This window comes from Ornithinimicrobium sp., assembly GCF_030537745.1.
Classification (GTDB): Bacteria; Actinomycetota; Actinomycetes; order Actinomycetales; family Dermatophilaceae; genus Ornithinicoccus.
In genome coordinates this window covers 90,989-117,894 of sequence record NZ_JAUNVI010000001.1, presented here as the reverse complement: position 1 = coordinate 117,894, position 26,906 = coordinate 90,989, and the positions used below count along the sequence as shown (strand labels likewise).

General features: G+C 68.3%; 28 protein-coding genes. 11 read left to right on the top strand and 17 right to left on the bottom strand.

What is annotated here, in order from left to right:
* From Q4P07_RS00620 to Q4P07_RS00610, 3 genes are all read right to left on the bottom strand, one after another.
* The coding region (locus Q4P07_RS00620; RefSeq protein WP_303372942.1) for a nucleotidyl transferase AbiEii/AbiGii toxin family protein at positions 1–487 on the bottom strand (487 nt) is incomplete at its 3' end.
* Positions 487–609 (bottom strand): hypothetical protein, encoded by a 123-nt coding sequence (locus Q4P07_RS00615; protein WP_303372941.1) that lies wholly within the window; start codon positions 607–609, stop codon positions 487–489. The genes Q4P07_RS00615 and Q4P07_RS00620, both read right to left, overlap by 1 nt.
* A gap of 244 nt (positions 610–853) precedes the next feature.
* Positions 854–1,009 carry a helix-turn-helix transcriptional regulator gene (locus Q4P07_RS00610; protein WP_303372940.1) on the bottom strand — a complete coding sequence of 52 codons (156 nt, stop codon included), beginning with the start codon at positions 1,007–1,009 and terminating at the stop codon, positions 854–856.
* Positions 1,010–1,324: 315 nt separating this feature from the next.
* Here Q4P07_RS00610 and Q4P07_RS00605 point away from each other — a divergent pair, with 315 nt between their 5' ends.
* A complete protein-coding gene (locus tag Q4P07_RS00605) occupies positions 1,325–1,483 on the top strand; it encodes a hypothetical protein (protein ID WP_303372939.1) in 159 nt (52 codons plus the stop codon).
* A gap of 68 nt (positions 1,484–1,551) precedes the next feature.
* On the opposite strand, the gene Q4P07_RS00600 is transcribed toward Q4P07_RS00605, so the two are convergent.
* The 5 genes from Q4P07_RS00600 to Q4P07_RS00580 all read right to left on the bottom strand — a co-directional run bounded on the left by Q4P07_RS00600 (position 1,552) and on the right by Q4P07_RS00580 (position 7,151).
* On the bottom strand, positions 1,552–2,517 hold the full coding sequence (locus Q4P07_RS00600; RefSeq protein ID WP_303372938.1) for a WcbI family polysaccharide biosynthesis putative acetyltransferase: 966 nt from the start codon (positions 2,515–2,517) through the stop codon (positions 1,552–1,554).
* A complete protein-coding gene (locus tag Q4P07_RS00595; RefSeq protein WP_303372937.1) occupies positions 2,514–2,876 on the bottom strand; it encodes a hypothetical protein in 363 nt (120 codons plus the stop codon). Before Q4P07_RS00595 ends, Q4P07_RS00600 begins: the two co-directional genes overlap by 4 nt.
* 703 nt (positions 2,877–3,579) lie before the next feature.
* Positions 3,580–4,266: a fasciclin domain-containing protein gene (locus Q4P07_RS00590; protein ID WP_303372936.1), complete on the bottom strand. Its 687-nt coding sequence runs from the start codon at positions 4,264–4,266 to the stop codon at positions 3,580–3,582.
* A gap of 32 nt (positions 4,267–4,298) precedes the next feature.
* Positions 4,299–5,831, bottom strand: a complete 1,533-nt coding sequence (locus Q4P07_RS00585; RefSeq protein ID WP_303372935.1) for a molybdopterin-dependent oxidoreductase — start codon at positions 5,829–5,831, stop codon at positions 4,299–4,301.
* 282 nt (positions 5,832–6,113) lie between these two features.
* Entirely contained in the window at positions 6,114–7,151 is a 1,038-nt protein-coding gene (locus Q4P07_RS00580; protein ID WP_303372934.1) for a YeiH family protein, read from the bottom strand.
* A 72-nt stretch (positions 7,152–7,223) separates the two neighbouring features.
* On the opposite strand from Q4P07_RS00580, the gene Q4P07_RS00575 reads away from it, so the two are divergent.
* Positions 7,224–8,126 carry a LysR family transcriptional regulator gene (locus Q4P07_RS00575; protein ID WP_303372933.1) on the top strand — a complete coding sequence of 301 codons (903 nt, stop codon included), beginning with the start codon at positions 7,224–7,226 and terminating at the stop codon, positions 8,124–8,126.
* 77 nt (positions 8,127–8,203) lie between these two features.
* On the opposite strand, the gene Q4P07_RS00570 is transcribed toward Q4P07_RS00575, so the two are convergent.
* Together Q4P07_RS00570 and Q4P07_RS00565 are read right to left on the bottom strand one after the other, a co-directional pair.
* Entirely contained in the window at positions 8,204–9,619 is a 1,416-nt protein-coding gene (locus tag Q4P07_RS00570) for a sugar porter family MFS transporter (protein ID WP_303372932.1), read from the bottom strand.
* Positions 9,620–9,762: 143 nt separating this feature from the next.
* Entirely contained in the window at positions 9,763–11,715 is a 1,953-nt protein-coding gene (locus Q4P07_RS00565) for a heavy metal translocating P-type ATPase (RefSeq protein WP_303372948.1), read from the bottom strand.
* A 249-nt stretch (positions 11,716–11,964) separates the two neighbouring features.
* Here Q4P07_RS00565 and Q4P07_RS00560 point away from each other — a divergent pair, with 249 nt between their 5' ends.
* On the top strand, positions 11,965–12,519 hold the full coding sequence (locus Q4P07_RS00560) for a CueP family metal-binding protein (protein WP_303372931.1): 555 nt from the start codon (positions 11,965–11,967) through the stop codon (positions 12,517–12,519).
* 41 nt (positions 12,520–12,560) lie between these two features.
* On the opposite strand, the gene Q4P07_RS00555 is transcribed toward Q4P07_RS00560, so the two are convergent.
* From Q4P07_RS00555 to Q4P07_RS00545, 3 genes are all read right to left on the bottom strand, one after another.
* A complete protein-coding gene (locus Q4P07_RS00555) occupies positions 12,561–13,466 on the bottom strand; it encodes an NADP-dependent oxidoreductase (RefSeq protein ID WP_303372930.1) in 906 nt (301 codons plus the stop codon).
* A gap of 93 nt (positions 13,467–13,559) precedes the next feature.
* Complete coding sequence (locus tag Q4P07_RS00550) at positions 13,560–15,512, bottom strand: cation-translocating P-type ATPase (protein ID WP_303372929.1); 1,953 nt, start codon at positions 15,510–15,512, stop codon at positions 13,560–13,562.
* Between the two features lie 85 nt (positions 15,513–15,597).
* On the bottom strand, positions 15,598–15,834 hold the full coding sequence (locus Q4P07_RS00545) for a heavy-metal-associated domain-containing protein (protein WP_303372928.1): 237 nt from the start codon (positions 15,832–15,834) through the stop codon (positions 15,598–15,600).
* 138 nt (positions 15,835–15,972) lie between these two features.
* Here Q4P07_RS00545 and Q4P07_RS00540 point away from each other — a divergent pair, with 138 nt between their 5' ends.
* From Q4P07_RS00540 to Q4P07_RS00525, 4 genes are all read left to right on the top strand, one after another.
* Positions 15,973–17,868: a glycosyltransferase gene (locus Q4P07_RS00540; protein WP_303372927.1), complete on the top strand. Its 1,896-nt coding sequence runs from the start codon at positions 15,973–15,975 to the stop codon at positions 17,866–17,868.
* Positions 17,843–19,174: a glycosyltransferase gene (locus Q4P07_RS00535; RefSeq protein ID WP_303372926.1), complete on the top strand. Its 1,332-nt coding sequence runs from the start codon at positions 17,843–17,845 to the stop codon at positions 19,172–19,174. Before Q4P07_RS00540 ends, Q4P07_RS00535 begins: the two co-directional genes overlap by 26 nt.
* 80 nt (positions 19,175–19,254) lie before the next feature.
* Entirely contained in the window at positions 19,255–19,803 is a 549-nt protein-coding gene (locus tag Q4P07_RS00530; RefSeq protein ID WP_303372925.1) for a PadR family transcriptional regulator, read from the top strand.
* 39 nt (positions 19,804–19,842) lie between these two features.
* Positions 19,843–21,525, top strand: a complete 1,683-nt coding sequence (locus Q4P07_RS00525) for an AarF/ABC1/UbiB kinase family protein (RefSeq protein ID WP_303372924.1) — start codon at positions 19,843–19,845, stop codon at positions 21,523–21,525.
* 100 nt (positions 21,526–21,625) lie between these two features.
* Here the strand turns inward: Q4P07_RS00525 and Q4P07_RS00520 are convergent, their stop codons facing one another.
* The gene (locus Q4P07_RS00520) at positions 21,626–22,213 is read right to left on the bottom strand and encodes a Crp/Fnr family transcriptional regulator (protein ID WP_303372923.1); all 588 of its coding nucleotides are present in this window, start codon (positions 22,211–22,213) and stop codon (positions 21,626–21,628) included.
* Between the two features lie 123 nt (positions 22,214–22,336).
* Between Q4P07_RS00520 and Q4P07_RS00515 the strand changes: the two genes are divergently transcribed.
* The gene (locus Q4P07_RS00515; RefSeq protein ID WP_303372922.1) at positions 22,337–22,540 is read left to right on the top strand and encodes a hypothetical protein; all 204 of its coding nucleotides are present in this window, start codon (positions 22,337–22,339) and stop codon (positions 22,538–22,540) included.
* Between the two features lie 7 nt (positions 22,541–22,547).
* Here Q4P07_RS00515 and Q4P07_RS00510 read toward each other — a convergent pair whose 3' ends face one another.
* Positions 22,548–23,144: a pentapeptide repeat-containing protein gene (locus Q4P07_RS00510; protein ID WP_303372921.1), complete on the bottom strand. Its 597-nt coding sequence runs from the start codon at positions 23,142–23,144 to the stop codon at positions 22,548–22,550.
* 12 nt (positions 23,145–23,156) lie between these two features.
* Positions 23,157–23,531, bottom strand: a complete 375-nt coding sequence (locus Q4P07_RS00505; RefSeq protein WP_303372920.1) for a hypothetical protein — start codon at positions 23,529–23,531, stop codon at positions 23,157–23,159.
* A 29-nt stretch (positions 23,532–23,560) separates the two neighbouring features.
* On the opposite strand from Q4P07_RS00505, the gene Q4P07_RS00500 reads away from it, so the two are divergent.
* Positions 23,561–24,190 (top strand): nucleotidyltransferase family protein, encoded by a 630-nt coding sequence (locus tag Q4P07_RS00500; protein ID WP_303372919.1) that lies wholly within the window; start codon positions 23,561–23,563, stop codon positions 24,188–24,190.
* Positions 24,191–24,273: 83 nt separating this feature from the next.
* Here the strand turns inward: Q4P07_RS00500 and Q4P07_RS00495 are convergent, their stop codons facing one another.
* Positions 24,274–24,624: a GntR family transcriptional regulator gene (locus Q4P07_RS00495; RefSeq protein ID WP_303372918.1), complete on the bottom strand. Its 351-nt coding sequence runs from the start codon at positions 24,622–24,624 to the stop codon at positions 24,274–24,276.
* Between the two features lie 229 nt (positions 24,625–24,853).
* Here Q4P07_RS00495 and Q4P07_RS00490 point away from each other — a divergent pair, with 229 nt between their 5' ends.
* Both Q4P07_RS00490 and Q4P07_RS00485 read left to right on the top strand, forming a co-directional pair.
* Positions 24,854–25,729 carry a MoxR family ATPase gene (locus Q4P07_RS00490; RefSeq protein WP_303372947.1) on the top strand — a complete coding sequence of 292 codons (876 nt, stop codon included), beginning with the start codon at positions 24,854–24,856 and terminating at the stop codon, positions 25,727–25,729.
* Positions 25,692–26,888: a VWA domain-containing protein gene (locus tag Q4P07_RS00485; protein ID WP_368660232.1), complete on the top strand. Its 1,197-nt coding sequence runs from the start codon at positions 25,692–25,694 to the stop codon at positions 26,886–26,888. The genes Q4P07_RS00490 and Q4P07_RS00485 overlap by 38 nt, the downstream gene beginning before the upstream one ends.
* The last annotated feature ends 18 nt before the right edge of the window (positions 26,889–26,906 follow it).

Below are 26,906 nucleotides of genomic sequence, written 5' to 3'. Positions count from 1 at the left end.
GTGCTTCTTCGATGAGTGTGTGTTTGCTGAAGTGTTGCGCAAGGACGTAGACGTCGGCGAAGTCGCGGGCTTCGGCGCGGCTGAAGAGAGCGAGCAGTTTGCGCCCTGCGAGCTCCAGGGGTGCCATGGTCGGCCCGAGAGTCGTGATCGTGGGTCTGCTGGTTTGGCGGGGAGTCGAGAGCGAGATCGACGAGGGTCTCCTGCTCCGCCTAAGTGATGACCATCCGGCAGAAGGTGGGTGGCTCCTGGATGAGGCGATGCCGTAGCCAGCCTCCTTCAGTGCCTGCCGGAATGTGTCTCTGGCCGGAGTCACCGATGTCGTGGGGGTGGCGGTGAAGAGGTCGAGATCTGCCGTGGGAGGGGTGATGAGATCGCGGGCCAAGAGTGCAGCGCCGCCGACGACGAGGTAGCCCTGGGCTGCCTCTAGGGCGAAGAAGATGGTGGTGATGTCGACCTGGAGCGCGCTCAGGTGTTGGGGGTGGTCCATCAGGCCACCTGGTGGGTCGCGGGGTCGGCCACGACGTGGTGCCAGGCCTGCCGGATGGCGGTAGGGAGGACGAGTTCGTCCCATAGGTCGATCAGCAGCGCACCGTCCACGTACGTCAGCACGTCCTGGGGTGTGCCTTCGCGCAGGACGATCTCGTAGACGCGGGCGCGTTGGCGGCGGTCGCGCAGGTCGTAGCGGCGTTCTGGGTCCGACCAGTTCAGGTGCAGGGGCAGTTCTACGGTCGCCAGCGCGCGTTCCAGCGGCAGGCGGGGGAGTGCGGGGGGACCTGGATCGGGCGGCCACGGTCGGTGGTGAGCTGCTGAAACTGCACGCGTGGCGTGATTGTGAGGTCGAACCCGGCTGCGGTCAGGATCCGGGAAGCGGTCTGCAGAGAGGGGGAGAAGTGCGGTCGCGCTCGTAAGTGGACAGCGTGGGCCGTGGCGTACCCGCCCGCGAGGCAAGCGCAGCCTGCGACAGGCCCGCGGCGTGGCGGGCCTGGATGAGCACGTTCTCTCCAGCCATGGCTTACACCGTATCTGATCAGATACGGAACTTGCAGTTCTCGACATGTCACGCGACGCGTGACCTTTCGCATCGACGCTCGCGGAAGGTGCCTTGACATGCGGTTATGCACCAATAGGTATGTCGAGGGTGTGTGTCCCATGTGTGCAAGTCCCCCTCCGGACACTTGACACAACGCCGGTGCGGCGGACCCGCAGTGCAGCGAGGGGACGCGTGCACATCCGTCCGGGCGTGAGCGCCCCGTCACCCGAGCGCACAAGATGAGCGCGTGCACATCTTGATATCCTCGAGTTCCGGTTGAACTAGGAGGTCAGCATGTGGCAAATTGTTGGATTTCTCTTGGTGCTGTGGTTGGTGTTTGTGGTCCTCGGTTTCGTCATCAAAAGCCTTTTCTGGCTGGCGATCGTGGGCGCGGTCCTCTTCTTGGGAACGGCGGGCTACGCCTGGGTCAAGCGCGAAGCACTACGCCGCTAGACGACTGTCATGCCACCAGCTCGGCCGAGCGCTGAGTGCCTCCAACCCGTCGCGTCAGCGGTCGGACATCACGGGTGCCAACCGAGGCGCTTGAGCACCTCGGCCTTTTTGGATGTGCCGACCTCGACGACGCGAGGGTGACCGGCGTAGAACTCCCGGTGCGCCGACCCCACCTCCTCGTCGTCGATTTCACGACCGTCCACCACCCAGTGCCGGCGCGGATCGCCGTCGAGACCCAGCGCGTCGAGGACCTGGGCGCGCAGCGGGGTCTGCACCGAGGCCAGCAGAACTCGCCCGGGGTCGTGCACGGTAGCCCCGTGGGCCACCTCGTCGACTACCCGTTGGGCCAGCGCCAGCAGCACTGGGTTGCCGGGGTGGTCCACGGTCCACCCGGCGTCCGACCCCGCGTCGCGGACGGCGTCGCTGATGACCAGCGAGCCTTGGTCGCGCTCGCGCCGCTCCAGCTCGGCCAGCGACTCCTGGGCTGCCATCCGGACCGCCTCGGCCGGGGCTTGGTCCGGCCCGCTCCAGCCGGCGGCCCGCCCTAGGCGCCGCACATCGTGATACGGCACGACGGGTGGGTCGACGACCCTCGGGTCGTCGTGCCGAACCAGCACCTGCTCGGGGTAGAGGACCGTGCAGAAGTAGTTGGGGGCCCGCAGTACCCGGGCCTGCGGCCGCATCCGGGCGGCGACCTGGGCGGTGCCCAGGGGCAGCCCGCGGTAGCCATCGGCAACGGACTGGGCGAAGAGCACGTCGGCCCAGGTCAGCACCCGGTCCAGGTACGGCAGGTCCTGCTCCGTCAGCTCGTGCACAGGCGGCATCCGGACGCTGTGCACCGCCTCGGCGGTCCCGATCGCAACCCGCAACGCCTCGGCCTGGCAGTTGCCGTAGACGGCCAGCCGGGGGCGCTCATCCACGGACAACTCCTCCAGCCCGTAGAAGCCGCCGTAGTGCAGGCGCCGCCCTTCGTCTTCTCTGCTGCTTTCAGCGTCGGGGCCCTCTTGTTCGGAGTGGTTCGCGTGGGGGGTCACGAGGATGCGAAGGTGGTGATTATCGGCCAAATCAGCCACCAGAGGATGCCGATGGCCAGGAGCGAGCCCAGCGCCAGCCCGAGGGCGAAGCCCGCGCCCGCCCGACGCCAGGAGGGCACCAGGAGCGTCAGGAGGGCGGCCCCGAGCGGGAACGCGACGGCGAGGAGTTGCAGGGGCAGAGAATCAATGAGGTCGGCCAGCAGCAGGTGATTGCCGAGCATGGCGAGCACGAAGACGATCCACGGGGTGAACAGCAAACCCACGAGCACCCCGGAAACGCCACCCCACCCGGTGAGGGTCCCCTGCGCCGTTCTCCGCGCGGCACCGTCTGCGGTGCTCCTGAGGTCGATCCGGTCCATGTGGAGAACGGTAGTGCGTGAACGCCCCTCGTGGGCGTTGAGAGAGACCGCGGGGTCCGCCCAGGCACCCTGATCATGGCGGGCAGGGTCCCTGGTTGATCGCGTTGCCGAGGATGCTGCGCTCCGGTGGCAAGCAGCACGCCGACGGTGGTGACCGTGGAGACCGAGGCGAGGACCGCGAGCGATGCTCTAGCTGGGTTGGTGCTGATCGCGCAGACCGGGCTGACGCCGACGCACGTGCTCCCTACGACGACCGGGTTGAGTGGGTCGACATCCAGGCTTCGTCCTAATACCGAACGCCAGGCAGCGTACTGCTCCCTCGAGTCGAAAAGGGCCGGCACACGATCGAGCAAGTGAAGCGTGGTGAAGGCTTGTGCATCTAGCTGGCGCAGACGCTCGCGGACCACGTTTCCTGCTGACTGGTCGTCTGTCGTGTGCCCAAGTAGGCCTGGGTGGGCCACCACATGGGAGAGGTGGTCCGGTGGTGGTCTGGGAGGGAATCGGCGATGGGCCCAGTCGCTCACAGCGCGACACTCCATCATCCGGCGGGTCCACCCGCCGCTAGCTACCTATCGCCGAGCTGCCCCTCCGGACGGGTCCCCATGACAGCCAGTCAAGCAGGCGGTCGGCGGGTGCAGGACCGTCCACCGTCCTCGGGAAGAGGGGTGGACGATCCGTGCAAAGTTGCCCGTCACCGCGGTGATCAGCCCTGCGGCATGAGCACCTCGTCGATGAGGTAGACCGTCGCGTTGGCGGTCTGGACGCCACCACAGATGATGGTGACACCGTTGACGGTGAGGTCGTCACCCTCACCGGCGACCTCGACGGTGCCGCCCTGGACGGTGGTCTGCTCACCCACGACTTGGTCGGGGGTGAGCTGGCCGGGAACCACGTGGTAGGTGAGGATCGAGCTGAGCAGCTCGGAGTCCGTGGCCAGCTTGCCCATGGTCTCCTCGTCGATGGCCGCGAACGCTTCGTCGACCGGTGCGAAGACGGTGAACTCGTCACCGTTGAGGGTGTCTACCAGGTCGACATCCGGGTTGACCTTGCCCGAGACAGCGGCTACGAGGGTCGTCAGCAGCGGGTTGTTGCTGGCGGCCACGGCGACTGGGTCCTGCGCCATGCCTTCAACGGAGCCCGCGCCATCCGGCACCGCCTTGGCGTAGTCCGCGCAACCGGCGCCCACGAGGTTGGCAGCCGGGTCGCTCATATCGTCTTCGGAGGTCATCATCGCGTCATCAGACGTGGGCTCCTCGGACGTCTCGTCCGCGGGGGTGACCGCGGCGGCGGTGGTGGGCTCGCTGGCCGTCTCGTCCGCTCCGCCGCCGCATGCGGTGAGGGCGAGCATCGAGGACATCGACACCGCTAGCAGTGTTTTGGAGATACGCATGATGTGATCCTTTTCTTGGTGATGTGTGGTGGTTAAGCGACGGTGACCGTCACGTTGTGCCAACCGGTGGACCCATCGGGAGCGATGCGCTCCCGTCGGGAGGTCTGCACGCGGCCCGCGCGGTCGGTCGCGCGGACCTCGAGCCGGTGCATGCCCGGCTCGGCCTTCCATACCCAGCGCCAGGCGCGCCAGGTCTGGTCGGAGTCTTCTACGCCGAGCTCGGCGTCCTGCCACCCATCGTCACCGGCACGCACCTGCACGCGTTCGATGCCGACGGTCTGGGCCCAAGCCACCCCGGCCACGGTGACCGTCCCCGGCTCGAGCCGGGCGAACGAGCCAGGCACGTCGATTCGTGAGGAGAGCTTGATAGGTGCCTGCTCGGCATACCCGCGCTCGGTCCAGTAGGCCGAAAAGTCCGCGAAGCGGGTGACCTCCAGCTCGGTCAGCCACTTCGTGGCGGACACGTAGCCGTACAGACCCGGGGTGACCATGCGGACCGGGAAGCCGTGCTCGGGCGGGAGTGGTTCCCCGTTCATGCCGACGACGATGAGGGCGTCGCGGTCGTCAGTGAGGACGTCCAGCGGGGTGCCGGCGGTGAAGCCGTCGACGCTGCGGGAGCGGACCGCGTCAGCGCCGTCTTGGACGCCGGCCTCGGCGAGCAGGTCCCGGGTGTGGACGCCGAGCCAGGTCGCGTTACCGAGCAGGTCGCCCCCGACCTCGTTGCTCACGCAGGTGAGGGTGACGCGACGCTCCACGAGGTCGCGGTCCAAGAGGTCCCGGTAAGTCAGCTCGAGCGGGCGGTCGACCATGCCCGTGATCCGCAGCACGTAGTCGTCCAGGGTCACCCGGGGCACCTGCAAAGCGGTGTCCACGCGGTAGAAGTCGGGGTTCGACGTGATGTGCGGGGTGAGGCCAGGGATTTTGAAGCTCACCCCTGCCGGGACGGAGGCCGCAGGGTCGGCGGGCAGCGGCAAACTCACGGTGGCAGGACTGGTGGCCCCGCCGGCCACACCGCGGGTAGCACCTCCGGCCGCCCCGAGAGCGGCGATGCTGGAGGCAGCCAGCAGAAAGAGGCGCCGGTCGAGGCCACCCTCGGACTCCGAGGTGGCGCGCGGAGCCAGCAGGAATAGCAACCAGGCCAGCCCGCCGACCGCCACGAGCACCATGCCGGCCACCGGGAGGAGGACAGCGACCGTCGCCGCACCCTGAGCCGGGTCCACGAGCATGGCGGCGGAGGCCAGTCCCACGAGGATAGTCATCCCAAGGAGAGCCACCCGGCGGTTCTGTGCACCGATCCATCCAAGGGCGCAGATTGCGAGCAGCACGGTGACGAGGACGCCACCGACCAGGATGAGCTTGTCCGCCGACCCGAAGGTCTCGATAGCCCACTCCTTGACGGGGCGGGGAGTCAGATCGACGGCGCGATTGCCCACCGCGACCACGGGGCCGGTCACATCCAGCAGGCGGGCCAGGCCCTCACCGACCAGCACGCCGCTGCCGCCCGCGAGGAAACCAGAGAAAATACCGGCTCCACGCGTGGCACGCACGCTGCTCGTCTTGGTCATGCCGGCTATTCGGAACCAGACAGGCTGCGGATGGGTGCCCCGAGCACTTGTCCGGCCAACCTCGAGTGGGGAGGTCGATGAAAACCGGCGCGCGAGCGGATGTCAACCTTGCTCGTGGTCCCTCGGGCCAGCGGGCGCTTGGGTGGGTGGACGTCAACCGAGTCGGGTGGGATGGCCCAGGCCGTACGGAGTGACCGCCGCGGGAGACCGGATAGCCCACCCAGGCACACTGTTCAGGGCGGACCGGGTCGCTGGCTGAGCGCGCTGCCGAGGATGCTGCGCTCAGGTGGCGAGGAGCACGCCGCCGGTGGCGATCGACGCCACCAGGACGGTGGATAGCCCACCGAGCGCGAACGAGCGAATTCCGGCCTTGCGCAGCATGCTGACGTGCACCCCTAGCCCGAGCGCAAACATCGCCGCCGACAGGAGCAAGACCTGCAACTGCTGGCCGGTGGCCAGCGCCAGGGCAGGCATCGGGGCGAACGTGCGCAGCAGGGCCGCTGCGAGAAAACCCGCCACGAACAGGGGAACCAGCGGGGGACGGGCGGTGTCCGAGGCGTGTTGGGTGCCCGCGGTGCGTCGGCGTTCCAGCAGCCCGAGGACGGTGACCACCGGGGCCAGCATCAGCACCCGGGCCAGTTTCACCACCACGGCCGCCGACAGCGCCCCACCACCGATAAGCCCTCCAGCCGCCACCACCTGAGCGACCTCATGGATTGACCCGCCCGCGATCAGGCCCTGATCGTGACTCGACAGACTGGTCAGCGAGAGCGCCAGCGGCGCGATCCCGATCATCAGGGTTCCAAAGACCACCACCAGCGCGATGGCGGTGGCCACGTCCTCGTCCTCCCGCTCGATGGTGCCCTCTACCCCTGCCACGGCCGCCGCACCGCAGATCGAGAAGCCGCACGCGATCAGCAACGCCTGTGGCGCGGGCAGGTGCAGCAGTCGGCCGATCAGCACCGTCCCCAGGAGACCACCCGCCACGATCACGACGACGACCCCAAGCATTGCCCAGCCCAGATCCAGGATGTCGTCCAGAGCCAGCTGCAGACCCAGCAGCACGATGCCGATCCTCAGGACCCGCTTGGCCGCGACCTTGATGCCGGGCTGCAACACCTGCGGCAGGCGCACGGCGTGCGAGACCGTCACGCCGAGCAGGATCGCCACCAGCAGCGCGCTGAGGCCGGGGATCACCGTCTGGATGCCGTAGGCAACGGCGGCGGCACCCAGGCAGACTGCCAGACCGGGCCAGATGGAGGTGGCGTGGTCAGCGTCGTGGTGCATGTTGGGAGTGGGTGCGAGTGCGGGTTCGGTCACACCATCTATCAGACACCGGTTCATCGCCCGTCGGTAGCCCCGTGCTCACCATCCATGCCATATCCTGTGCACATGGCGTCAGCAGGGTGGCCGGACCTCGCGATCCTCGAGTTGCTTGTCGCGGTCCAGGACCACGGCAGCATCGGTGCTGCGGCCGAGGCGGTGGGGATGGACCAGCCGAACGCCAGCCGGGCACTGCGACGCTACGAGCGCCGACTGGGGCTGCCGCTGCTGCTGCGCTCCACCCGCGGCACCCAGCTCACGAACGAGGCCGGCCAGCTCGTGGCCGCCGGCCGGGACATTCTCGCCGCCGCCGAACGGATGACGGAGAGGGTGGGCACCTTGCGGGCGGCCCGGGCCGGGCGGGTGCGGGTGGCGGCCAGCCAGACGATCGCGGAGTACTTGCTGCCGCGGTGGCTCGCCGACTACGGACAGCAACCCGGCGCGGCGCAGGTCGAGGTCACGGTGGCGAACTCGGTGCAGGTGCGCGCGCTTGTCCTCGGCGATGACGCGGACCTGGGGTTCGTCGAGACGACCAGCTTGGGCAAGGGCCTTCAGGCGCAGAAGGTGGCCACTGACCACCTGGTGGTGGTGGTCGCACCGTCCCATCCGTGGGCGAGGCGGCGCACCCCGTTGACGGCCACGGAGCTCGCGGCCACGCCGTTGGTGGTGCGTGAAGAAGGCTCAGGCACCCGTGACTCGTTCGAGGACGCGTGCACCAGAGCGGGTCTGCACCTGGGGGAGCCATTGCACGCGCTGGCGAGCAATGCTGCCGTCCGGACCAGCGCAATGTCAGGGGTCGCACCAGCGGTCCTGTCCGAGCTCACGGTCGGTGAGGCCCTGGCCTCGCAGCGACTGGTCTCGGTGCCGGTCGAGGGACTCACCCTGAACCGTCCCTTGCGCGCTGTATGGCGCAAGGGTTCCCTGCCCGGCGGGGCGGCAGCCGATCTCCTGCGAGCCTGCGATCGACGCTGAGACCTCAGTCGGAGCCGACCGTAGCGCGTCCCCCTACCCTGGGGTGAAAGCGGTCACGCCCGCCTCCCCTGGCCGTGCTACATGTCTTCGAGTTGGCGGCCCTTGGTCTCTGGCACGAACTTGAGCACGAACACTAGCGACAACAACGCAAACAGGGTGTAGAAGCCATAGGCGAAGCCCAACCCGACGTCAGCCATCGCCGGGAAGCTGGTGGAGATGGCGAAGTTGGCCAGCCACTGAGCCGCAGCGGCTAGGCCGAGGGCAGTGCCACGGATGGTGTTGTTGAACATCTCTCCCAGCAGGACCCAGACGGCCGGGCCCCATGACATGCCGAAGAAAACCACGAACAGGTTCGCCGCGACCAGGGCGATGACGCCCGCAGTGTCGCCGAGCGCGGGCTCCATCCCGGTATCACCCTTGACAAGGGGAGCGGTGGCGAAGATGTAGGACAGCGTCCCGAGCGTGATGAACATGCCGACCGAGCCGATGGTGAGCAGTCGTTTCCGCCCGATCCGGTCGATGAGCGCGATGGCCACGAGCGTCACGAGGATGTTGGTGACGGAGGTAATGACCGTCTGGGTGAGTGCGTCGGACTCGGTGAAGCCCACCGACTGCCACAGGGTCGTGGAGTAGTAGAAGATCACGTTGATCCCGACGAACTGCTGGAAAACCGATAGGGCGATGCCGATCCACACGATCGGCAGGACACCCCCGCCCCCGGGCCTCAACAGATCGCGGAAGGAGGCCCTCGCGTCCTGCCGCACGGTGCGCACGATCTCGGCGATCCGCTCGTCGATGCCAGTCTTGAGCACCTCGCCCAGCACTGCCCGGGCACGCTCCACCTGCCCCTTGGCCACGAGGAACCGGGGGGACTCCGGAATGGTCAGGGCCATCACCCCGTAGACGATCGCCGGCACCGCCTCCGCCAGGAACATCCAGCGCCATGCGGCGAGCCCAAACCACAGCTCTTCGGCGGCACCCCCGGCGATGCCGGCGAGCCAGGCATCGCTCAGGAGCGCGACGAAGATGCCGGTGACGATCGCCAACTGCTGCAAAGACCCAAGCCGGCCGCGGATCGAGGCGGGGGAAATCTCGGCGATGTATGCCGGGGCGATCACCGAGGCAGCGCCAACGCCGAGGCCGCCGAGCACCCGCCAGCCGATCAGGTCGACCGGTCCGAAGGAGAGCCCGGAGCCGAGTGCACTGATGAGGAACAGCAGTGCCGCGAGCACCATCACCCGGGTGCGACCGATCCGATCGGCGAGCCGGCCAGCCAGGAATGCCCCGGCCACACAACCGAGCAGGGCGGAGGAGACGACGAAACCGGTCAGTCCCGCGCCGAGCCCGAACTGGTTGCGGACCGCTGATACGGCGCCGTTGATGACGGCCGTATCGAACCCGAAAAGGAAGCCGCCTAGTGCCGCGACGCCAGCCAGCATCAGAGCACGTCCCGTGGCGTACTCCTCGTCAGCGGCAGTTTCTTGTGCAGCCATCAGGCCATCCCTTCCGAACGGAACCCCGCGTCGTCGAGGGGTAGGGAATGCCTACCACGAATTGCGCGTGGGATCCGGATCCGCGCCGTAGGTGACAGCCAGGTGGAGTAGGCCAGGTGCTGCGTGACCGCGTGATCAGGCGGTCACTGGGTGGTCTTTTGTTCGAGGAACCTCGCGGCGCTGTGCGCGGGTGTCAGATCAAGCCGACGCAGCAGTTGGGCGTTGAGCGCGACCAGGACGGTAGAGACGGACATGAGGATTGCGCCGACGCTCATCGGCAGCACGAAACCGATCGGGGCCAGCACTCCGGCAGCCAGGGGCACGGAGATGAGGTTGTAGCCGGCGGCCCACCATAGGTTCTGCTTCATCTTCCGGTAAGTGGCTCGAGAGAGTTCGATCACTGACAGGACCGAGCGTGGGTCCGACGACGCCAGGATCACCCCGGCTGAGCCGATCGCCACATCGGTGCCGGCACCGATAGCGATGCCGACATCGGCCTGAGCCAGTGCAGGAGCGTCGTTGACGCCGTCGCCCACCATGGCGACCTTTCGTCCCTCCTGCTGGAGCTCGGCGACTTTGGCTGCCTTGTCCTGCGGGCGCACTCCGGCGAAGACCCGGTCGATGCCCAGCTCCTTGGCCACAGTGTCTGCCACTGCCTGCGCATCCCCGGTGATCATCACGACCTGAGCCCCGGCGGCATGGAGCGCGTCGATCGCCTCACGGGACTCTTGGCGGATCTCGTCGGCAAGGCGCAGGGCACCGATCACTTCCCCGTCGGCGAGGACGTGCAGGATGATCGCGCCCGCGGCTCGCCACTGGTCGACGATGGCCAGCTCGCTGAGTCCGTGTTGCTCCAGCAGGTAAGGGCCACCCACCTCGATAACCGTCCCGTCGACGTTCGCCTTCACCCCGACGGCGGGGGAGGCGGAGAAGTTTGAGGACGCAGAGATGGACAACTCTTTGCTGCGCGCCGCGCCCACAATCGCCTTCGCCAACGGGTGCTCGCTGTCAGACTCCGCCGCGGCGGCCAGTGCCAGCACCTCCTCGGTCCCGCGCCCCGAGACGGGTTCGACAGCGGTGACGGTGGGCTCGCCCTTGGTCAGCGTGCCAGTCTTGTCAAAGAGCACTGCGTCGACGGTCCGCATCGACTCCAGCGCGAGCCGGTCCTTGATGAGGACGCCGCCCCGGGCCGCGCGCTCGGTGGCGATGGACACCACCAGCGGGATCGCCAGGCCCAGTGCGTGAGGGCAGGCGATCACCAGCACGGTGATGGTCCGCACGACTGCCATGTCCGGCATCCCGAGCAGGGTCCAGACGATCGCGGTCACCACCGCGGCGCCGAGCGCGAACCAGAACAGCCACGCCGCAGCCTTGTCGGCGAGCCGCTGGGCACGCGAGGAGGAGGCCTGGGCATCGGCGACAAGCTTCTGAATACCGGCCAGAGCAGTGTCCTCGCCGATAGCCGTGACTTCGACCCGCAGACCTGAGTCGGTGGCCACGGTCCCGGCGACCACGTGCTCACCGACCTCTCGCCGGACGGTCGCCGACTCACCCGTGACCATGGACTCGTCCATGCTTGCCGAGCCGTCGACGATCCGGCCGTCCGCAGGCACTGAACCACCGGGCCGGACGAGCACGACGTCCCCGAGCACCAGGTCATCCGGAGAGACCTTGACTACCTCGCCGTCGGTGACCTTCTCGGCCTCGTCCGGCAGCAGTGCAGCGAGGGAGTCCAGCGCTGAGGTCGTCTGGGCTAGGGAACGCATCTCGATCCAGTGGCCCAGCAGCATGATGACCAGCAGCAGCGCCAGCTCCCACCAGAAGTTCATCTCATGATCGAGAATGCGCAGAGTAGCGCCCCACGAGGCGACGAAGGCCACGGTGATCGCGAGCCCGATCAACAGCATCATGCCCGGCTTGCGGAGGCGGATCTCGTCCACCGCACCGCTCAGGAAGGGCTTGCCACCCCAGACATACATGACCGTGCCCAGCGCCGGCGAGACCCACCAGGTCCACCCGCCCATAGGCAGGTCATAACCAAGAAGCCCCGCAAACATCTCGTTGAACCCGACGACCGGCACGGCCAGGACCAGCATGATCCAGAACAGCCGCCGGAACTGCCCCACATGATCCCCATGGCCGGCATGGCCATCGTGACCCCCATGCTCCGCGTGCTCGTCGTGGGACGCCGAGTGCGCAACGCTGTGCTGATCGGCACTCGGGTGAGGCACTTCGGGACCGTGGGCCTGATCGTGAGGCTTTGTCATGCTCCGATCCTATACCCCTAGGGGGTATTGTCCAGGCCGCGACGGCCGACCTGGTGCCGTGGCTTAGGGTGGTGTCCCATGATCCGTTCGCGTATCGCCGCAGTCGCCGCCGGCCTGATTGTGCTTGCCGGCTGTTCATCCGAGCCTGAGGTCTCGGACAACGATCTGCTGGTCGCGCACAATCTGGACGCGATGCAGGCGCCGGAGATCATTGATCACCTGGACCGGTTGAGTGTCGACGATCGACCCGCGGACCTGATGGCCTCAGTGCGTGTCGATGAGTTGCTGCTCTCTGACGGGAGCGCGGAAGTGAGCCTCGACCTCCCGGCGGACCGCTTCTACCTCTCCTTTGCCCCCTACGTGAACCAGACTCACGAGTGCTACTACCACAGCCTCACCACCTGTCAGGGCGAGTTGCGCAACAAGGAGATTCAGGTCACCTTCACCGATGACGCCGGCGAGGTGGTGGTCGATGAGGAGATGACCACGTTTGACAATGGATTCGTAGGCCTGTGGTTGCCGCGCGATCTCGAGGGGACGCTGCGCGTTTCGGGGGAGGGTGGCACAGGACAGCTCCCGGTCTCCACCGGCGACGATGCGCCAACGTGCCTTACCACCCTTGCGCTTGGGTGAGCATTGCGCCGCAGAACCTTGCTTGAGCGGTCGCCGGGCCCTCAGGGCACGATGACGATCTTCCCGTGAGCGTGTCGCGACTCTACGGCGGCGAGCGCCTCGCGGGCCCGGGCCAGCGGGTACTTTCCGCTGATCTGCGGGGTGATCACCTTAAAGCCGATCACTGAGGTGATCTTGGCCAAGGACTCCGGGTCGTACGTGCGCCCGGACCCGCCGAGCTCGGTCGCGGTCTCCGGGTCGGGAGCGGAGATGATCAGGTGGGGAGCCTTAGCCAGCGGGGCCATGTCGCGGAGCAGTTGCCCTCCCACGAGGTCCACGATCAGGTCGACCCCCTCGCGGGCGAGCTCGTGGACCGCTGACACCACCCCCTCGCCGGTCCCGACGAAGGTGGCGCCGGTGGACTCCACCAGGGCGCGATGGCGCCCCGACGCGACCCCGAGCACCCGGAACTCGTGGACCCGACCGATCTCGGCCACTAGGTGGCCGACCCCGCCTCCCGCGCCGAGGACGAGCAGGGTCTGGCCGGCCCGCAACTCGATCGCGTGCGTGAGGTCGTATGCCGTAGTTCCGGCCACCGGGATGAGCGCCGCAACAGCAAAGGAGATCTCCTCGGGCTTGGCGACGACGTCGGCTGCGCGCATGAGGGTGTGGTCGGCCCAGCCGCCCTGGCCCGGGCCGACGAGGCCGAGGACCTCGTCTCCCACCGCATACTCCTGGATGCCTGGACCGATCGCGGCGACCACACCGGCGACCTCCCTGCCCATCGCGACGGGTAGCTCTTCGTCAGTGCCGAGGTGACCCTCCCGAATCTTCCAGTCGACCGGGTTCACCCCCGCGGCCCGGACCTCGACGAGGAGGTCGCCTGGACCGGGCTCGGGGATGGGCCGCTCGATGAGTTCTTCGCCCTGAGGACCGCCGTACTGGTTGAACACGTATACCCGTGACATCGGGGGATCGACTCCTTGGTGGTGCGTAGTGCGGGATGGTGGTCGGCAGCACACCAGCCGGCTCATTGCGAGCCGACTGGTGTGAGCCTAGGTTCAGACTCGTTGGGGAGTCCGGACCTCGTCGGGAGTGGTCAGCGACCCGCTGCGGTCGGCGTACTGATCGAGGCCCCGGTCCTTCTGAGCCCTCAGCAGGCGCATCGCGTTGACGATGACGACCAGCACCGACACCTCGTGGACCAGCATGCCGATGGCCATCGTGACGCCACCGAAGAGGACTCCGGCCAGGAGAGCTGCCACGGTGAGCAGGGCAACCGTGATGTTCTGGCGCATGTTGTTGACCGTGCGCCGAGCCAGCGAGAGCGCCTGCGGCAACTTGAGCAGGTCGTCCTTCATCAGGGCGATGTCGGCTGTCTCGATCGCCACCCCGGTGCCGGCAGCGCCCATCGCCACCCCGATGTCGGCGGTGGCTAGTGCGGGGGCGTCGTTGACGCCGTCACCGACCATGGCCACGGTGAGGCCTTGGCGTTGCAGATCGGCGACAGCCTCGAGCTTGTCCTCGGGCAGCAGCCCGGCGCGGACCTCGTCCACCCCGACCTGGCGTGCCACCGCCAGGGCCACGGGCTCGATGTCGCCCGTGAGCATCACCACCCTCTTGACTCCGGCCGCGTGCAGGCGGCGGATCATCTCTGGGGCGTCGGAGCGGATGCGGTCGGCGACCGCCACCACGCCGATGATGCGGCCGTCGCAGGCGACCACCATTGGGGTGCGGCCAGCGGCGGCGAGCTCTTGGACCGCCTCTGCAGCGCCGGCGTCTTCAAAACTGCCGTTGTCCTGCTCGGCCTCCATCAGAGCCAGGTTGCCCACGGCCACCCGGTGGCCGTCGATCGTGGCGACGATGCCCTTGCCAGGCACGGGCTCGGTGTGCTCGGGGAGCCCGGCCACGTCTAGGTTGGCTCGCGCGGCAGCCTCCATGATCGGGCGAGCCAGCGGGTGCTCCGACCCCGCCTCGGCGCGAGCGGCCATCGCCAGCACCTCATCGCGGTCGATGTCCGGCTGCAGAGTGAGGACGTCGGTCAACTGCGGGCGTCCCTCGGTCAGGGTGCCGGTCTTGTCGAGAGCGACAGCGTCGATCTTGGCGGAGGTCTCGAGGAACTCGCCACCCTTGATCAGGATGCCGTCCTTGGCGCCACGACCGATCCCGGCGACGATCGAGACCGGGATGGAGATGACCAGTGCACCGGGGCAGCCGATGACGAGCAACGTCAGGGCGAGCACGACGTCTTGGGTGAAGACTCCGACGACCAACGCGAGCACGATGATGGCTGGGGTGTACCAGGCCGAGAAGCGGTCCATGAACGCCTGGGTCTTGGCCTTCGCGTCCTGGGCCTCCTCTACCCGGTGGATGATGCGGGCCAGTGTGGTGTCCGCACCGACCCCTGTTGCGGTCACCTGCAGGAAGCCGCCGGTGGAGATGGTGCCAGCGAACACCTTGTCGCCCGCCATCTTCTCCACCGGCATCGACTCACCCGTGATCGAGGCTTCGTCCAGGGCAGCCGTGCCCCCGGAGACCACACCGTCGACGGGCACCTTCGCGCCGTTCTTGACCAGGACTGTTTCGCCGTTGACGACGCTGGCTGCAGGCACGTCGACCTGCTGTCCATCGCGCAGCACCACGGCCACGTCCGGAGCCACCGCGACCAGCTCAGCGAGTGCCGAGCGCGTCTTGTTGAGGGTGGCAGATTCCAGCGCGTGACCGATCGCGAAGAGGAAGGTCACTGCGGCGGCTTCCCAGTAGTTGCCGATGATGACGGCGCCGATGGCGGCGATGGAGACCAGCAGGTCGATCCCGATGACCTTGACCGTCAGCGCGTGCCAGGCCTTGATGACGACGGGGGTGCCGGCGACGACCGCGGCCGCGATCATGAACGCGTCGCCCCACGTCGAGGGCTCCAGCACCCGACCCAGGACGAGGGAGGTCACGATCAGCAAACCGGAGATTGCGGGGACGGCCCAGCGGCCGTGCAGCCACGTGTGGACCTTGTTCATTTCGCGGTTCCTCTCAATGGTGTGGTGGTGCGGTGTTCGAGTCCTCCGGGCCTGACGGCAGGCCCGCAGGGTGGGTCGTGTCGACTCAGAAAGCGGCGGGGCGGGCGGTGTAGCCCGCCTTGGCGACGGCTGCCACCAGGTCGTCCGAGCTGACCACGACCGCGTCGTGCACGACCTCGATGCGGGCAGAGGCGAAGTGCACCTTGACGGACTCCACGCCGTCCAGGCGTCCGACCTGCTTCTCGATCTTGGCCACGCAGGAGGGGCAGGAGAAACCCTCGGCCCGAAGGGTGGTCTTGGTGGTGTTCGTGATGGTGCTCACGGCAGTTCCTTTCGCTTGTGGTCCGAGCCTCTTGCGAGGCTGATAACTTCACGTTACGGAGTTTGCCGGCGGCGTTCCTTGACGCAGGTCAAGAGCGGGATCCGCTTGCTCCCATGACTCGCCATCTACCATGCCTAGGTGACGCCCCTCATCGCCGCCCGGACGCAGGATGCGCTTGCAGCGGTCCGCAGCTCGCCTTCCCTACTCGCCGGACTTGAGTGCTTCGACGCTCTGACTGCGGCAGTGCACCACGACGGTGACGCTGCGCGGCTGATCCTGGCCGCTGCCATCGGCGACGACAGGGACCAGATCGCAGCAATAGCGGCCGTGCACGCGGCGGCCGCGGGCGGAGTGTCCCTCGCCTCGGCGCTGGTGGTGCCCCTGTTGGACTGCGCCGTCCCGTTCCTTCGCGAGCACGCCGCGTGGTCACTACGAGCTAGCTCTGCACTGCCGGGCGCGGTCGCGCCTCTCCTGACGATGATGGAGGCTGGTGGTTTCACCGGCACGCTGGCAGAGGCGACCCTCGAAGCGTGGGGGATGACCGACCCAGAGATCGGTGTTGTTGACGAAGGACCGCACCCTCGGGTCTGCGATCTAGACGCGACCGGTCTGACGGTGGCGCAGCTCTTCCTCCACGCCGACATCGACGGTAGCTTGTTGCAAGCTGGCAAAGGAGACACCGGCGGGATCGCGACGCTGCTGGTCCACGTGGGTGACGCACTCGTCACCGACCCCCGGATCTCGCGTGTGCTGACCCTGTCGCGCAGCCACCATGGGATCACGCGAACACCCGATGACCCCACAACACCCGGCCATCACTACCTTGGCGTTCCACTGCCCGGCCCGGCCCGGCCCGCTGCAGCCACCTGGCCCCTCCACGTCCCGGCCCGGTCGGGGTTGCGTAGCGTCCTTCGCGCCGCCGCCCCGATCGACGTCCTGCACCTGCGCATGGCCGACGTCGGGTCCTGGGCCGCCGCCGAGGTGGCGCGTGAGCTCGACATCCCGCTAGTCCTGACGCTCGCGCCCGACCCGCATGCGTTGATCGCCGCACGCGAGGCGTCCGGCAACCTCACTCGCGCCACCTTCGGTGCGGCCGACCACGCCGAACACCTGGTCTTCCGGGTCCGGCTCCTGCGCGACCTCGCAGCCCAGGCCGCGCACCTGGTCGTCTTCCCGCGTGCAGAGCTGGGTCGGGACCTCCGCGATCTCCTTCACTTCGATCCGGACGTCGACGAGCGGCCCCTGCACGTCGTGCCCGAGGGCATCGACCTCGCCCCGCTCGACCGCGCAGCGCGCGAGGTGCACGATGCCTCCCGCGGCGCTCCGGTCGCGGCGGACACCGAAGCCGCATTGACCGCGCTCGACTCCCTCCTCGCAACCCTGCCACCGGAACGCCGTGGGTTGCCGCTGGCGATCACGGTCGGGCGCCTGCACCGGGTCAAAGGTATGGCGACGCTCGTGGAGGCGTGGTCCTCCGACGACGCGTGCGCCAAGCGCTGCAATCTGCTCGTCGTGGGCGGTGGCCTCCAGGACCCCACCGACGACGAACTCGAGCAACTCACTCGTATCGACGCGTCCGTCCCCCGCGCGGACGCCGCGGCCAACGGTCTGTTGCTCGCCGGACACCGTCCTAACGGGATGGTCGCGACGTGGTTGGCCGCCGTCCGGCTCGGACGGCCTGGCCTGAGCGCTCCGGGTGGCGTGTACGTGTCCGCCAGCCTCAAGGAGGAGTTCGGGATCGCCATCCTCGAGGCGATGGCGTCCGGGCTTGTGGTGATCGCACCGCGAGCCGGCGGCCCAGCGACATACGTGGAGCATGGGGTGACCGGCCTGCTCGTCGACACCACTTCCCCGAGCACCCTGGCAGGAGCCGTGGTGTCGGCCCTGGATCTAGCCGGTGCCCCGGATGCTGCCGCGCGCGCGGACCACGCCCGAGCCCTCGTGGCCGAACGCTTCAGCATCGCCACCATGGCCGCATCTCTGTCCGTGCTCTACTCGGAGGTTGCCCGTGACGCTGCTCGTCATCAGCCCTGACTACGCCTCTCACCTGTTTCCGCTCGCCACCCTGGCAGGGGCCTGGGCAGAGGCTGGCGAGCGCGTGGTCGTCGCCACCGGCCCGGCCACCGACGCGATCGTGAGCAGGTTCGGATTCGAGAGGGAGGACCTCCAACTGGGGAGGGGTTCCAACCCCGGGATCATCCGTGCCGAGGACCAGCCCAGCGGAGAAGATGACGCCCTCCGTGGGTTCTTCGCTGCCACCAGGCTCGGAGCGGTCCCGACCCTCGCCTTCCAGGCGGCGGCGCGCGGCGACGACCTCCTCTGGGATCCGCTGCGGGTTGCCCGGGAGGTGCAGCTCATCGTCCAGCGGGTCAACCCCGACCACGTCATCGTCGACCACCTCGCCTTCAGTGCGCGTCTCGCGCTGTCCGGCACCGGCGTGCGGCACGCTGACGTTGTCTTGGGCCACCCGTCGGCGCTGACCGTCGGTGAGGAGGTCTACGGCTACCCGCCCGCGTGGCCACGCCGTCTGCAGCCTGCCCCCAACGATTTGGTCACCCTGCGAAGACAATGCGAGCGCGTGCGCGACGTCTTCACCGAACAGTGGAATGGTGTGCTGGCATCCTTGGATCCAGGGGCGCGGGCCAGCAATGACGCGTTCGCAGAGACCGGCGACGTGCTGTTGCTCAACTATCCCGGCGCCCTCCACCCGCCTGAGCGCACCGCGCTGCTGGGCCGGCACGCCTTCCTCGGATCAGCGGTCCGCACCGAGGAGTCGGACGCGGAGGTGGAGGCCTGGCTAGCCCGTGGTGGCGCGCCCGTCGTCTATGTCAGCCTGGGGAGCTTCCTCTCGGTGCGTTCCGATGTGCTGGCGTGCGCCGCTGAGGCGCTGCGCGGTATGGACGTGCGCGTCGCCATCGCGACCGGTTCCACCCCGCGCGAAGCGCTGGGGGCGATCCCGGAGTCCTGGCTGGTGCGTGACGAACTGCCGCAGGTCACCCTGCTTGACCACGCCATACTGGCGGTGTCCCACGGGGGCAACAACAGCGTGACCGAGGCGCTGACTGCCGGTGTCCCGCTGCTGCTCCTGCCGTTGTCGACGGACCAGTTTGCGGGCGCTGCCGCGCTCGAGGCCGCCGGCCTGGGCGAGGCGCTCGACCCCAACACCCTCACCCCGGGCGAGATGAGGACTGTGGCCAGCCAGCTGCTCGACCAAGACGCAGACGCCGCCGCCCGGCTTGCCCGGTTGTCGAAGGACCTCACCACCACCCCAGGCGCCAGTCGCGCGCGCGCCGCGATGGTGCCCGCGGACGACGCGGCCACGGAGCCGCCCCGGCGGTGAGCCGGGGAGGTGCGCCCACGCCGCGAGCACCCGTTACGATAGGTAACGATATGTCGTTCAACTCGTGGAAGGACACTCTTATGCATTCCCACCACACCACCCAGGACCAGATGGGTTGGGGTCAGCACGGCTTCAAGCCCTTCCACGGCATGGCTGCGCAGTTCCAGGCGCTGATGGGTCAGCCCGGTCAGCGAGCCCGCCGCGGCGACGTCCGCACGGCCATCCTGCGTCTGCTGGCGGAGGAGCCGATGCACGGCTATCAGATCATCGGTGAGCTCACCGAGCGCAGCGAGGGCACCTGGAGCCCGTCACCCGGCTCCGTCTACCCGACTTTGCAGTCGCTGGCGGACGAGGGACTGGTCACGGCGGAGCCGGTCAGTGGCAAGAAGGTCTACCGCCTCACTGATGCTGGCGTTGACGCTGCCGCTCAACTCGCCGAACGCAGCGCCCCCTGGGACGAGGCTGCTCAGACGTCAACGACAGGCACGGGATACCACCACGCTGCCGGCAGGTTGTTCCAGGCCGTCTTCCAGGTCGGACGGACCGGCTCGGCGCACCAGATCGGCGCGGCGGTCGAGGTCCTTGACGATGCCCGCAAACGGCTCTACTCCATTCTTGCCGAGGACTGACATTCCACCTCCTTTGTGGCGATCCCGTCAGGAAGCAGGATGAAGACCTCAGCCCTGCGCGCCCGCTATTGGCGCATCGTCATCTTCTTCGCGGGAGTGACGGCGGCCTTCATCTGGTGGGAGATCGTGATGCGGCGCCTCGGCCTCGGCGCGCTGGCGGCGCGCACGCGAGCCGAGCGAGGTCGGCGCACCGCCGTGCGATTCCGCGGCCTCGCCATCTCGATGGGTGGGCTGATGATCAAGGTGGGCCAGTTCCTGTCCTCCCGGCTGGATGTGCTTCCCCCCGAGATCACCCGAGAGCTGGCAGGGCTGCAGGATCAAGTGCCACCTGTGGAGTTCGCGGCGGTTCGCGAGGTCGCCGAATCCGAGTGGGCCTTGCCGCTGGACGAGCACTTCAGTTGGTTCGACGAGACGCCGCTCGCGGCGGCGTCGCTGGGACAGGTGCACCGCGCGCGGCTGCGTCCAGAGGACGCTGCCGAGCAGGGGTTTGTGGACGTCGTGGTCAAGGTGCAACGTCCACACATCCAGGAGATCATCGATGTCGACCTTGAGGCGCTGCGCCGCGTCGGTGGCTGGATGGAGAGATACCGTCCGATCCGGGAGCGGGCGGACGTGCGTGCTCTGTTGGAGGAGTTCGCGGCCACCACGCTGGAGGAGGTCGACTACCTGGCGGAAGGTGGCAACGCGGAGACCTTCGCGGCCAACTTTGCCGACGACGCGCGCATCAACGTCCCGCGGATCGTCTGGGAGCTGAGCGGGCGCCGCGTGCTCACCCTGGAGGATGTGGCCGCGATCAAACTGGGCGATCATGACGCCATCACCGCAGCCGGCATCGAGCGCACCGAGGTCGCGCAGGTGCTGGCCGACACCTTCTTGCAGCAGATCTTCACCGACGGCTTCTTCCACGCCGACCCTCACCCGGGCAACCTTTTCGTCACCCCTGCCTCGGGGGTCGCCACCGGGGGACCTGAGTGGAAACTGACGTTCATCGACTTCGGCATGGTCGGCGACGTGCCGGAGAATCTGCGGGCTGGGTTGCGCGACGTGCTCATCGCGGCCGGCCTGCGCGACGGGTCCCGCATGGTGGCGGGGCTCAAGCGGCTGGACGTGCTGCTACCGACCGCCGACCTCGCGTTGATCGAGGACGCGGTGGCAAAGGTCTTCGACCGTTTCGGCGGTCTACGCATGGACGAGCTGCAGGAACTCGATCCGGAGGAAGTCGTCCGCTTCGGACTGCAGTTCCGGGACCTGCTGCTCGAACTGCCGTTTCAGGTGCCGGAGAACTTGCTGCTGCTGGGCCGGTCGATGGGCATTCTGTCCGGCATCTGCACAGGGCTGGACCCCGAGTTTGATATCTGGGGCACCATCACTCCCTACGCCACCCAGCTCCTGGACGAGGAGCGACAGAACCTGCCGCAAACCGTCGTGACCGAGGCTCTAGCCCTGGGGCGCCTCGCGCTCGTCTTGCCCCGCCGGGCGGACCGCGTCCTGAAGCTGGCTGAGCAGGGTCAGCTCAAGGTGGCCACGCCGAGCCTGTCCGCCCAGATGCGTCGAGTGGAGCGGTCCGTGTCGCGTCTTAACGTAATGGTCCTCTTCGCCGCACTGCTCGTGGCCGGCGCTGTGCTGATGACGTCTGAGCCCGGGCTAGGGCGCTTGCTGATGGGCATGTCCGTGCTGCCCCTGGCCTGGACGCTCGTCAGCCGGCTGCGCCGGGGGCCCTGACCGCCGTCCGCCCCTCTGGGACGAGGTCAGCGGGGGGAGGTCAGGGCGGTGAGTCCCGCAACGTTGTAGATCACGATGCGGCTCCGGCCGCGCTGCTCGATCATCCCGGAGTCGTGTCCAGGAGTGAGGCGATGTCTTTCTTGGCAAGGGGCAGTTCGACCTGCAGGTGTCCCTCCACGCGCCGCCCGGGCAGCGACAGGAGGTAGTCGGCCAGTCGTGAGCTGACGTCATCGGAGATCACTGAGGCCAGGCGGCTCTCGGTCTCATCCAGCCGGCGACTGACGTCCTGCAGCATCTGCAGACCGATGCTTGGGTGCTGCTTCAGGAGGCGGTCGAGGTCGAGGTGTCGGAAGACGCACATGCTGCCCGGCTCCAGCGCGACGGCGAAGTGATCCGGCCGGGCGCCGGTGAGGAAGGCCGACTCGCCGACAAAGTCACCCGGGCCCAGGACTCGCACAATCTGCTCGTGCCCATCGGCGCTGAGCCGAGAGATCTTGATCCTGCCGGTGTGCACGATCATGAGTTGGGAGACGTCCGAGCCCGCGGCATACACCTGCTGGTCCTTGTCCAGGGTCGTCCGCCGCGCCACCCCCGCCACGGCGAGCTGCTCGTCGTGGGTGAGGCCCTGAAAGAGCGGGACCTGAGCGACGCAGAGATCCTCGCTCGCGAGCACCGTCAGTTGCCTCACTCTGTCCTCCTCATCTCGGGGCCAGTATGCCGTGCGCGGGGACCGCACGAGAGTCCGGTGACGGCACAGCAGGACAGGTGTCTTGAACGGCGCGACACTGACCTCAGGAGAGAGGAGCACGTGATGACTGGTCGCGAGGACGAGGCAGAGGCACCCGAGGAGCTCAGCAAGGAGGGTGTTGGCCTGGGGATGAGCGAGGATGCCAACACCTTCGAGCCGGAGGAGGACCCGGAGGCGGTCGGAGGAGGGCGACATCGTGTCGATGCTGCTGAGCAGGAGGGCAAGGGGCGCGAGGGGCGTGAAGACGACCCGGCGCACCGTCTCTGACCTAGCGTCAGGTCTCGACCACAGCTCCTAGGGACTCCGCCAAGGCGAGCGCGCCGGCCAGATCAAACTTGGCACCCCGCACCCGCAGCCCGCCCAGGTCGGCGCCGAGGAGGGTGGCGCCCCGCAGGTCGGCGCCGTCCAAGCGTGCCGCTCTGAGTGACACTCCGCTCAGGTCGGCACCCCGCAGGTCGACGTTGCGCAGGTCAGCCTCGGACAGGTCCGCTTCCCGCAGACGGACGTCGCGCAGGGACTGACCCTCGAGCTCGGCCCCCACCATCGTCACGCCCCACCACGAGCCGCCGCGCACTGTGAGCGGGCGCAGGGTGCACCGCGCAAAGCTGCTGCCGTCCAGTTTGCATCCGTCCAGGGTCGCGTCGAAAAAGTTCGTCATCGAGAACGAGCACGCGGTGAACGCGCTCTGGTCGTGCGTGGACACATTGAGGCGGCACCGGTCAAAGGTGCAGTTCTCGAATCGACACCCGCTGGTGCTCACCTCGGTGAGATCGACCTCCACGAAGGCGCAGGACTGCCACGTCCGACCGGTGAGCTGCTCGCCATACCAGTCCTCGTCGATGAAACGCTCGCCGACGACCACAGCGTTCATCTGCTCGACACCTCAGCCGGTGAGTGGGCGGCAGTCGTTGCCGCACTCGCTGTCGGGTGCGTCGTGGGACCAAGATGAGGCGCGGTGCAGCACGGCCGTGGTCGGGGTGATGCGCAGCGCACCATCCTGGGTCAGGGCAGCGTCACCGTCGATGATGAGGGTGTAGTCCCCCTTGAGGCGTGGCGGCATCATGACCGTCACAGCGGGTTGGTCAACCACGATGCGACGTGCGGTCCGGCCGGGCTCGGTCAGGACGATCGCACCGCCGACCAGCGCCGGGAAGACCTCGCCGACGTGCGGGCGGGGGTCGCCAGCCGTCAGCAGATATGCCGTGTCGTGGCGCCCGAGCGCCTCCTCGAGTGCTGCCAGCTCCACCGGGATGCTCATGGGCCCATCATGCCCGGCACACTGATGGCATGTCTGCTCCTGGCACGCCTGCGGTGACCGGACTCCTGCTCGCGGCAGGAGCGGGTCGCAGGTTCGGGGGGCCCAAGGGGGTGGTGGTGCGCGACGGGATGCCGTGGGTGGTCCGGTCCGCGCTCATCCTGCTTGAGGGTGGCTGCGGCGATGTCGTGGTGGTCACTGGTGCCAGGGCGAAGGACGTGGAGTCGCTCGTGGAGGGGTGTGGGGATGAGCGGATCTGCACGGTGCGCTGTGGGACGTGGAGCGAGGGGATGGGAGAGTCGTTGAGTGCCGGCTTGATGGCGTTGGCGACGCGGGGTCGGCTGATCCCGACGCAGGCTCTGGTGCACCTGGTGGATCTGCCGGACGTCGGGGCGGACGTCGTCGCTCGCGTCCTGTCGTCAGCACGGATGGACGGGCGTGCTGGGCCGAGCGAGGCTCGCAGCGCGCTGGTTCGTGCCGCCTACGGCGGTGTGCCCGGTCATCCGGTCCTGATCGGCTCAGATCACTGGGACGGGGTGCTGCAACGCACGCACGGTGATATTGGGGCCAAGGCCTATCTGCGCCGTGCCCGCCCCACGCTCGTCGAGTGCGCAGACCTTGCTAACGGCCGTGACGTCGACATCAACCCCGACCCACACTGACCGGACGGTCGGTGGCGCCAGTCCGAACGGGCGGCAGGGCCAGTCCGAACTGTCATTAGAGCCAGATCGAGTGATCGGTGCGACTATCGCCAGGTCCGCCGCAACAGACCGACGGCCTGCTCCAGACTCATGCCCGCCGCGCGGGCCACGCTGGCGAAGTCGTCCGCGGCCCGATTGCTGGGAAGGCTCGGTGCGGTGGCCGCGCCGACGGTGGTCCCGCCCCGGCCATGCGTCTCGACGTGGCCTTGCTCCTCCAAAGTTCGGTAAGCCTTGGCCGCGGTGTTGGCTGCTACCCCGAGGTCCCCGGCGAGCTGGCGGACGGTGGGCAGCCTCTCCCCGGGCACCAACTCTCCGCTGCGGATCTGCGCCACGATCCCTTCGACGATCTGCTCGTAAACAGGGACTGGCTGGCTGGGGTCGAGATGAATGAGCATGTGCGAGTCCTACCCTTCCGAACTGCCAGCGCGCAACCCGCTGACCGCTCGGTGTGGCTATGCCGACCGCCCGGTGTGGCAGAAACGACCGCCCGGTGTGGCCATGCCGACCGTCCGGTCGGAGGTGGCGGGGTCGCCATACACTCGGGCCATGCAGGCTGATGCCGTCTCCGCACGCCCGGACCCAGACTTCCCACGCCTCGAGGTCTCCACCGAGCGCAACAATCCCATGTTCGCCAGTCCCGACAGTCTGGCGGAGGCGCTGGCCGGGACGGGCTACCTCGCCGACGACGGGCTGGCGACGGTGTCGTGGTTGGCCCACCGGCTCGAGCGGCCGCTGCTGCTGGAGGGGGAGCCCGGGACGGGCAAGACCGCACTGGCCGAAGCGGTCGCAGAGCTGCTCGACAAGCCGCTGATCCGGCTCCAGTGTTATGAGGGCATCGAGGCCAGCCAGGCGCTCTACGACTGGGACTTTCCTCGGCAGATCCTGCACCTGAGGGCGGTCGAAGCGCTCGGCAAGGAGGCCTCGGACGCGACAGAGCTGGAGTCTGAGCTGTTCGCAGAGCGGTTCCTGCAGCCCCGTCCGATCCTGCGCGCACTGCGTGAGGCGCCCTGCGTGCTCCTCATCGACGAGGTGGACCGGGCCGACGACGAGTTTGAGGCTTTCCTCCTGGAGGTGCTGTCGACCTGGGCGGTGACGATCCCCGAGCTGGGCACCATCAAGGCCACGCAGCCGCCGTTCACGGTGCTCACCTCCAACCGCACGCGCGAGCTGCACGACGCCCTCAAGCGTCGCTGCCTCTATCACTGGATCGAGCACCCCGGCCTCGAGCGTGAGCTGGCGATCGTCCGGACCAGACTGCCGGAGGTCGACGAGTCCTTGGCCAACCAGGTCGTGCACGTGGTGCAGCGGCTGCGCGCGGAGGAGGACCTCGTCAAGCCGCCGGGCGTGGCCGAGACCCTCGACTGGGCCCGGGCCCTGGACGCGCTGGGTGTCAGTCAGCTCGACCCCGAGGTCGCCGCGAGCACTCTCGGTGCCGCGATCAAATACCGCGAGGATGCCGAGCGTGTCCGCGTCGCCCTCGACCGGATGCTCGCCCGCTAAGAGGTATGACGTGACCCCTGCCAGCCGGGTGGACCCCGGCAGCGCCGCGGGCTGGGACATCCTGCAGACCCTGGGCGGCTTCGCCAGGGCCTGCCGAGCGGCCGGACTGCCGGTCTCGGCCGATCGCGAACGCACTTTCCTGCTGGCGTGCGCGACCATCGGGCTGGGGGAGCGGGAGGGGGTCTACTGGGCCGGCCGCGCCACGCTCACCGCCTCACCGGCCGACGCCGAGCCTTTTGACCGGGTGTTCTCCGGCTGGTTCGACGGCCGGCCGATGCAGGGGATCCGACAGACGGACACCCCTCGCCCCACCACCTTGCAGGCGCCGCTGGAGGACACGGCGGAGGGTGACGGGCCGGGGGAGCACGCCGATGAGGTGATCCGGGCAGCCTCCTCCAGCGAGGAAGTGCTGCGCCACCGCGACGTCGCGGGGCTCTCGCCTGCAGACCGGGCCCTGCTGCGGCGGCAGTTCGCCACCCTGCGAGCGCGGAGCCCCTCGCGGCCCGCTCGCCGATACTCACCGCACCACCACGGCGCCGTCGACGGCGCAGCGACGGTCCGCGCGCACCTGCGCAACCTGGGCGAGCCCGCCAAGATCAGCTATCGAGACCAGGACGTCAGGGTCCGTCGAGTCGTGGTGCTGGTGGACGTGAGCGGCTCGATGAGCGCCTACGCGGACGCGCTGCTGCGACTCGCGCACACCATGGTGCAGGCGGCGCCACGCACCACCGAGGTGTTCACCATCGGCACCCGGCTGACGCACGTGACCAAGGCATTCCAGGAGCGAGACCCCGACCGAGCTCTGCTGGCGGCCAGCGAGGCCGTCCCGGACTGGTCCGGCGGGACCCGTCTGGGCCAGTCGGTGGGGGCCTTCCTGCAGCGGTGGGGGCGCCGTGGCATGGCGAGGGGTGCCGTGGTGGTCGTCTTCAGCGATGGGTGGGAGCGCGAGGCGCCGGAGTTGCTCGGTGCGCAGATGAGCCGGCTGCACCGGTTGGCGCACCGCGTCGTCTGGGTCAACCCGCACCGGGGCAAGGTGGGCTATCTGCCGGTCCAGGCCGGCATCCTCGCCTGCCTGCCGTATGTCGACGATTTCGTGGCAGGACACTCACTGGCGGCCTTCCAGCGGGTCTTGGACGTCGTCGCACAGAGCCAGCGCTAGGTCCGTCGGGCCGCACGC